This window comes from Planifilum fulgidum (assembly GCF_900113175.1).
In the GTDB taxonomy this organism is placed as follows: Bacteria; Bacillota; Bacilli; order Thermoactinomycetales; family DSM-44946; genus Planifilum; species Planifilum fulgidum.
In genome coordinates this window covers 43,263-51,406 of the sequence record NZ_FOOK01000023.1, presented here as the reverse complement: position 1 = coordinate 51,406, position 8,144 = coordinate 43,263, and the positions used below count along the sequence as shown (strand labels likewise).

Here is an 8,144-nt window from a genome sequence, read left to right as displayed (position 1 = left end):
GCTCAATCACAGCCCATTGTTCGTCTGTCAGCTCATGTCTCGTACTCATACTTCCATTTTACATTGGCAGATCATGTTTTTGAAATAGCTTGTAGAGTAGTAGAAAAAGGGGATTTATTATACTGGGATTTTAGAGGAGACGGTAAAATTGACCACACTACTGTTATCTCCAGTGTTGATGGAGAATTAAAGTATACGGCACATACTGTAGATGTGTTTAATCAATCAGTGAGAGAAACTTACAAAGCACATCTAAAGTCGGGTAAGAAAACCAAGTTGCATATTGTACGGTTGAAAAAAGAAGCTCCTAAACATAAGGAACCGGGTCTGTCGGATAAAATCTGGGATATGGCCATGTATTATTCAGAAAGAGCTCTTAAGAAGCCATTAGAGTGGATAGAAAAATTTATTGCTGAGGAGTGATATGGTGAAAAAACTGTTAATCCTAGGGATAGTTATTGTTACGTTAGTTGCGGTCTATTTTATGCTATATTTCATTGATGTTTCCGGACAGATATTGGAAGTGAGTGGGGCTAAAGTTACAGTAGATAACATGGAGGAACATTATACAGAAGAAGATTTTATTCAACAAAAGGGAATAAGTCCAGAACAAGCGAAAGACATAGTAAAACATCCGAATCAATTTCGAAGTGTCTATCTTAGCTTCGATCTCTATAACAATTCGGTATGGGCATCAGTTTCAAACATCCAATTAGAAGTGCATATACCGGAGGACGTAAAAAGGCGACTCGTTTGGATAGGGGACAGTCTAACATTTCCATATGTGGGCCCAATGGAAGAACATTCTGACATTGTGATAGCTTATTTTAAACTGGAAGAAGGGGATACGGAAGAGGATTTGAAAGAAATCTGCAAACAGATTCGCTTTACATTGACGGGCAAGAAATTTGGATTTTTTGATCATGGTTCCATTTCGGTTCCGGTCCACTTCAGTGGCGATTAAGCGATTCAAGAAGAACATTTTCTTCTTTATATTAATTTATCTGTATCTATGAAGGAGGATTAAGGAGGTCTGAAGAATTATGGGCTTTCTTAACCCTCTCTTTTAATTGTGTGGAGTAAAGAACAGGATCAGGGGTGGCGGATACAGGAAGATTGACGGCCACGAAAAACTGTTTATTTTATGTGATTACGGATTAAACAAGCATGGTGTGGATGAAAAGTTAAGTGATGAGGGAGGGTTGCGCGATAACCTTAATTGACGGGATTTCATGGGGGGATATGGATGGGTATTATCAATATCCTGATAGCTGCGGGCCTTTCCCTGCTCTATCCCGGAGCGGGGCAGATTTATAACGGCCAGACCAAAAAGGGCTTCTGGTTTTTTGGGATCGCAGTCACATTATGGCTCTTGTCTGAAACGATCTTCGCGCGATCCTGGCTTGAGTGGATTATTCTCCTTTTTCATATGTGGTCGGTCATCGACGCGATTGTGGTGGCGATCGGGATCTACCGGGGGAAGAGGGACTTGTCCTTTGTGCGGAATTGGAAGGGGTTTGTGAAAATCGCCATTGTCATCGTGGTTCCCCTTTGTCTGCTGTTGGGGAAGGCAGCCTTGGCCCGGTTTGTGCTTATTAATTACATCGAGCAAATCGGCAAGCCTCCGGAGGATCCCGCCAAGGTTCAGAGGGAAATAATGGAGTATCTCGAGGACAAATACGGTGAGGAGTTTGAAGCGGTTGGAGAGGTGGAGTACAGCCCCATGTCCGGATATTTCAGCCTCGTCGTCAGGCCAAAAGAAAACAAGCGTGTGATTTTTGCTGGATACAAACATTCATATGGGAAAATGAATGACACATATCTCACATCGTTGTGGGATGTTCAGTTTCAAGATGAAATCAAGCCATTGATAGATGAGATGTACCCGCCCCAAAACCGTTGGGAAATGGAGTTGGACGTTGCTGTATCGGAATCGTTGTCCGAGAAGATTGATCCCAAAAATATTCCCGACTATCAAGAGGTTCGAGAGCAGTATCCAGATGAAATGCCGGTGCTAATAAAAATGTTTTTGTTTAAGGACATGAATGAGTCCAACAAGGATGAAGAGTTGGAGAAGGTATATCGGTTGATTCAATTTTGCCGGGAGAAAGGAATCAAAGATTATGACATATATATCGTCTATTATGAAGAACGGTTGTTGAAGGAAAAAGGCAGGGACATTGAGGTGGGTCTTGAATATGCTGACTATCGTACACACAATATTTCTGTGATAGCTGAGGAAGCGGAAACCGTCCGGACGCCGAAGGATCTTGAAAAATACCTTTTTGAGTTTCCAAAGTAACTTACAAATGGGTCGCTCTTATGGGTGCCCGTTTGCTTGTTGCAATTTGAATGAGGTAAAGAGGCTTGGAAAGATGTAGTTTCAGACGGGAGAGAGAACACTCAATGCATTTATCTTTTTGCGCCCACTGAAGAAAGATAAGATGATCCGTTTTAACAGAAATAAGACGTTAAACGGCCGTCTGAGGGAAGTGTTGGTTTTTGCCAGAATGACTCCATTTTAGAATTTAAATTTGGAGGGATCGCCGAACCTTGGTGATGCTTTTTCTTTTTTACATGTAGAGTTCTATTGACCACAAGGGATGAGCGGATATAATCTTCGATGAAAGACTTGGAATTCCTATGGAGGGTTGCAAAAGATTGGGGGGAAGGCGATGAAGCAGGCTTTCTTATGGATGCTGGCCCTTTGCCTGATTTTCGTCAGCGGGTGTTCCCTGCTTTCGGGGAAGAATGTGGATCAGGCGGACAAAAATTCGGATGAAGAGGAGGTGAAGCAGGCGGTAACGGATGTGGAAGGGATGCTCCGGGAAGGACCGGGCAAGTACGCCGGGGACAAGTACGACGAGGAGAAGGTGAAGGCGGAGCTGGACAAGCTGCCCGACAATCTGACGGCAGACGAGGCTTACGATTATCTGGTGGCCTTGCTGGCCGAGGATTATAAACCTCATGTTAAGGTCTACGACAGTCTGGATCCCACCATCAAGACCAATGTTAAAACCCCAGGTGGTGTCAATGCTCCGAAAGGAGAGCTTCCCAAGCAGGTGAACGTGGAGATTCTCCTGGATGCCAGCGGGAGCATGGCCGGCCGGGTGAGCGGCGGGGTGAAGATGAACCTGGCCAAGGAGGCGATCCGTGATTTTGTCTCCAAATTGCCGGAGGGCGCCCAAGTGGCCTTGCGGGTCTATGGCCACAAGGGAAGCAACCAGCAGAAAGATAAGGAGCTTTCTTGCAAGAGCACTGAAGTGGTTTATCCCCTGGGGGCTTATGACAAATCCTCCTTCCAAAAGTCCCTGGACAAATTCCGTCCGATGGGTTGGACTCCCTTGGCTGCGGCCATCGAGCAGGCGAAAAATGATTTGAGCGAAAATACGGGAGAAAACGTGGAGAATATCATCTATGTGGTAAGCGACGGGATTGAAACCTGCGGCGGGGATCCGGTCAAGGCGGCGAAGGAGCTGCATGAATCGGAGATCCAGGCGATTGTGAACATCATCGGCTTTGATGTGGACAATGAGGGTCAGCGTGCCCTGAAGAAAGTTGCGGAAGCCGGAGGGGGCAAATACACCACCGTAACCACGGGTGAAGACCTTAGAAAGCATTTGGAAAAGGAGTATGAACGGCTTGCCGAGGAGTGGGAATTGTGGGGAATTAAGAGTTGGTTGGATGCTGAATATCAATGGGGAGATAAATGGGAAGAATTATTTGACGCTAACCAAGCCATCCAACATAAGTTTATTAGAGAGAGAGAGGATGTTGGCTGCAAAGGATTATTTAGCATCATCTGGAAAATTACAAGATGAAGATGTTGAAAGCGAATTAGACGATAAAATTTGGAATCGATCTAAATTAATAGAGAATTACAGTGAAGAAAGATATTTTAAGTTGGATGATTTGTTAAAACAAGAAACGAATAAAGAACAGGAAAGAGTAGAAGAAAAAGCTGAAGAGATGCAAAAGAAGTATAAAAATGAATGAGGCAAAGTGTGCATAAGTTACTGTTTGAATTACAGAAGAAAACTATGAGGTCCAGATCCATTATTTGGCCTTGGCAGGTTCGGTTTTTTTTTACTTATTTCTTTTGTTCATCAACATCACTTCCGGATCCCATGCCGCTACCAGATACAGTGCCACTTCTTGACCCAAAACGCCGGAACTGAAGTTACCATAACCGCCCATCCTGATCAAAAGCGTTCGGACAAAACAGTCTCCGACGTATGGAACACTTTTCCTGGTATGCCTTGGACCGAACGATATTGCTGTGGTTTCCCTTTAGCAAGATTCTTCTAATGATCATTTCGATGATCGACTCGGGAACGGGAGTTTCCGAGAGGAAAGCGGTTTGTTGTGGAAGTGATCGTCGTTTTTGTGGTGACTGCTCATTGCTCTGGTTGTAGATGAGTGGGCGACTCAGTATATCCCCAATCCCTTTGAAGAACTGCAGAAATTGGCGGAGCCTTCCGAGGAGGAGAAGCGGAAGGTAAAGGAGGAAGCGGAGCAGTATCTGAAGGAGAGATACGTCGGGGAGTTTTATGTGGATGATCTCATTATGCTTGGCAGACGGATTCATGGGATATGAGGGGACATTTGAAAACGAAGAAGGGTAAAGGGCAATTGAGGGATGCCCACTTTGGAAGATTGGGGGGAAGGCAATGAAGCAGGCATTCTCATGGATGCTGGTCCTTTGCCTGGTTTTCAGCAGCGGATGTTCCCTGCTTTCGGGGAAAAATGTGGATCAGGCTGATGCGGACAAGGAATCGGATGAAGTGAAGGTGAAACAGGCGGCAACGGATGTAGAAGGAATGCTTCGGGAGGGGCCGGGCAAATATGCAGGAGACAAGTACGACGAGGAAAAGGTAAAAGCGGAGCTGGATAAGCTGCCCGACAACCTGACGGCGGATGAAGCCTACAACCATCTGGTGACCCTGCTGGCCGAAGACTACAAGCCGATTCTCAAGGAATTGGATACATTTGATACCACCATCAAAACAAATATTAAAGAGCCGGGAGGAGTCAACGTCCCGGAAGGAGAGCTCCCCAAACAGGTGAACGTGGAGATTCTCCTGGATGCCAGCGGGAGTATGGCCGGCCGGGTGAGCGGCGGGGTGAAGATGGACCTGGCCAAGGAGGCGATCCGCGATTTTGTCTCCAAATTGCCGGAGGGCGCCCAAGTGGCTTTGCGGGTCTATGGCCACAAGGGAAGCAATCAGGAGAAGGATAAGGAACTCTCCTGCAAGAGTACCGAGGTGGTTTATCCCTTGAGGGCTTACGACAAATCCTCCTTCCAGAAGTCCCTGGACAAATTCCGTCCGATGGGCTGGACTCCCTTGGCTGCGGCGATTGAGCAGGCAAAGAATGATTTGAGCGGGAATTCGGGAGAAAATGTGGAGAACATCATCTATGTGGTGAGCGACGGGATTGAAACCTGCGGAGGGGATCCGGTCAAAGCGGCGAAGGAGCTGCATGAGTCGGAGATCCAGGCGATTGTCAACATCATCGGTTTTGATGTGGACAATGAAGGACAACGGGCCCTGAAAAAGGTGGCGGAAGCCGGTGGAGGCAAATACACCACTGTGAACAGCGGGGAAGATCTCAGGAAGCATTTGGAAGAGGAATACACTCGTTTGAGGAATGAATGGTGGATTTGGGGAGTCGATAGTTCCTTGGATGCTTGGCGGCAGTGGGGGGAGAAATGGGAAAAGCTTAGTAAATTAGATACATTGTTTTCAGACAAAAATAATGAAGAAAACAGTCGGATGCTACATGCGAAAGATTATCTCGAATCCCAAGGGAAGTTAAGTGATTTTGTCGGGCTTTATAATAAAATAAATGATCGATGGCTTAAAATTAACAAATATAGAGAGGGTCGATATTTTGAATTAGACAATATCCTAAAAGAAGAGGAAGCTAATGAAACGAGAAGAGTGAAAGAAAAAGCCCAGGAAATGGAGGATCAATATCAATAAAAAGAAGGAAGTGGAGAATGTATTGTTGAAGGGTGATGGTTCTGGAATTTCCCCTCACCTATTCAAGAACATGAACAGGGGAATGGGGCAGTCATTCAGCCAAACGTTCTGATTATCAGGGATGTCTCAGAAATTAAAGCAGTGAAAGATATAAAAAATATATCATATACTAGGAAAATAGTTGATTCAACACGAGCCAGCTTCACATTGTTGGCTCGTATTGTTTACATGTAATATGATTCTGTTGACCGCAAGGGATGAGCAGATATAATCTTCGATGAAAGACTTTGAAGTCCTATGGAGTGTTTCAAAAGATTGGGAGGAAAGGCGATGAAGCGAGCGCTCTTATGGATGCTAATCCTTTGCTTGGTTTTCAGCAGCGGATGTTCCCTGCTTTCGGGTCAAAATGTGGATAAGGCGGACAAGAAATCGGATGAAGAGGAGGTGAAGCAGGCGGCAACGGATGTGGAAGGGATGCTTCGGGAGGGGCCGGGCAAATATGCAGGAGACAAGTACGACGAGGAAAAGGTGAAAGCAGAACTGGACAAGCTGCCTGACAACCTGACGGCGGATGAAGCCTACAATCATCTGGTGGCCCTCTTGGCTGAGGACTACAAACCGATTCTCAAGGAACTGGATGCGTTAGACCCCACGATCAAAACAAATATTAAAGAGCCGGGAGGCGTGAATGTTCCGGAAGGAGAGCTGCCCAAACAGGTAAACGTGGAGATTCTCCTGGATGCGAGCGGAAGCATGGCCGGCCGGGTGAGCGGCGGGGTGAAGATGGACCTGGCCAAGAAGGCGATTCATGATTTTGTCTCCAAACTGCCGGAGGGCGCCCAAGTGGCCTTGCGGGTTTATGGCCACAAGGGAAGCAATCAGCAGAAAGATAAGGAGCTTTCTTGCAAGAGCACCGAAGTGGTTTATCCCCTGGGGGCTTACGACAAATCTTCCTTCCAGAAGTCCCTGGGCAAGTTCCGGCCGACGGGTTGGACTCCCCTGGCTGCGGCGATCGAGCAGGCGAAGAACGATTTGAGCGGGAAGACGGGGGAGAATGTGGAGAACATCATCTATGTGGTAAGCGACGGGATTGAGACCTGCGGCGGGGATCCGGTCAAGGCGGCGAAGGAGCTGCATGAGTCGGAGATCCAGGCGATTGTCAACATCATCGGCTTTGACGTGGACAATGAAGGACAGCGGGCTCTGAAGAAGGTGGCGGAAGCCGGTGGAGGCAAGTACACTACAGTTAGTACCGGGGAGGATCTCAAGAAACATCTGGAAGGGGAATATAGGCGATTAAGTGTTGAATGGATGGATTGGGGAAACAAAAGTTACTTGGATGCCCAGCAACAATGGACGGATAAATGGAAGAAATTAACCGATTTAACTACATTGTTGTCACGCACAAATCATGAGGAAAATACTCGAATGCTAAAGGCCAAAGACTATCTTGAATCAAGGGGGAAATTACATAACCCTGACGAATTGTACGATAAAATCAGCAATAGATGGGAGAAAATATCTAGTTATGAAGAAAAGCGCTATAAAGAATTAGACAAGATTCTAGAGGAAGAGAAAATTAAAGAACAGAAGAGAGTAGAGGAGAAAGAAAAAGAGATGCTGGATCAATACGATCATTAAAGTATTAGTCCCTCCCTTTTTCTTTGTTTTATCCTGCTTTTGTTGAGCCACTAGTTTGTCGATGATATCCCTATAGGTTGCCAATGGTTTCGCTGGTAATGCAATTGTTTATGTAGATGGCCGGTAATATAACAGATTATCTTGAATGTAACAATTTTCCTGGAGGAGGAGGCCATAATATATGGGCACGGATGCAGGAAGTTTGGCGGCGGCGAAGAAACTGGATCATCTGGTGCAAGAGGAACTGAAAATCGTGCATTGCAGGAAGACATGAACGTGTACAGGGTTTCCTACTTATTGGATTGTTATGGAGATCGAGGAGAACGGGATGCTTCTTTATGAGAAGAGGATAGAACACCGGCGAAATCAGCTGCGGGAAGAAGCAAGAAGGCGTGAATGCAGCAGCAAATGCAAAACAAGTCGGTGTGAATAAAGCAGAAAACACAGGTAGAAAAGCATGGAATAGAATGGAAAGATGGTTCTCAAAGCCCCGGGGCGGATGGAACTTGGTGAAGGGTT

Annotated in this window: 6 protein-coding genes and 1 pseudogene; all 7 read left to right on the top strand. The window is 46.0% G+C overall.

Annotated elements, in window-relative coordinates:
- A pseudogene (locus BM063_RS17685) lies at positions 1-423 on the top strand (amidase domain-containing protein); the annotation flags it as partial.
- Between the two features lie 4 nt (positions 424-427).
- Positions 428-964, top strand: a complete 537-nt coding sequence (locus BM063_RS12505; RefSeq protein ID WP_143085347.1) for a hypothetical protein — start codon at positions 428-430, stop codon at positions 962-964.
- 282 nt (positions 965-1,246) lie between these two features.
- Positions 1,247-2,302, top strand: a complete 1,056-nt coding sequence (locus tag BM063_RS12500; protein WP_092039510.1) for a hypothetical protein — start codon at positions 1,247-1,249, stop codon at positions 2,300-2,302.
- A gap of 373 nt (positions 2,303-2,675) precedes the next feature.
- Positions 2,676-3,821, top strand: a complete 1,146-nt coding sequence (locus BM063_RS12495) for a vWA domain-containing protein (RefSeq protein ID WP_092039508.1) — start codon at positions 2,676-2,678, stop codon at positions 3,819-3,821.
- Complete coding sequence (locus tag BM063_RS17315; protein WP_177199140.1) at positions 3,775-3,996, top strand: hypothetical protein; 222 nt, start codon at positions 3,775-3,777, stop codon at positions 3,994-3,996. Before BM063_RS12495 ends, BM063_RS17315 begins: the two co-directional genes overlap by 47 nt.
- Before the next feature lie 674 nt (positions 3,997-4,670).
- Positions 4,671-5,984 (top strand): vWA domain-containing protein, encoded by a 1,314-nt coding sequence (locus tag BM063_RS12485; RefSeq protein WP_092039504.1) that lies wholly within the window; start codon positions 4,671-4,673, stop codon positions 5,982-5,984.
- Between the two features lie 330 nt (positions 5,985-6,314).
- Positions 6,315-7,625, top strand: a complete 1,311-nt coding sequence (locus BM063_RS12480) for a vWA domain-containing protein (protein WP_177199139.1) — start codon at positions 6,315-6,317, stop codon at positions 7,623-7,625.
- Positions 7,626-8,144 lie beyond the last annotated feature (519 nt).

Bases quoted from the DNA above. Each gene is read 5' to 3' on its own strand.
- BM063_RS12500 (WP_092039510.1), top strand. From the start codon at position 1,247: ATGGGTATTATCAATATCCTGATAGCTGCGGGCCTTTCCCTGCTCTAT.
- BM063_RS12495 (WP_092039508.1), top strand. From the start codon at position 2,676: ATGAAGCAGGCTTTCTTATGGATGCTGGCCCTTTGCCTGATTTTCGTC.
- BM063_RS12485 (WP_092039504.1), top strand. From the start codon at position 4,671: ATGAAGCAGGCATTCTCATGGATGCTGGTCCTTTGCCTGGTTTTCAGC.
- BM063_RS12480 (WP_177199139.1), top strand. From the start codon at position 6,315: ATGAAGCGAGCGCTCTTATGGATGCTAATCCTTTGCTTGGTTTTCAGC.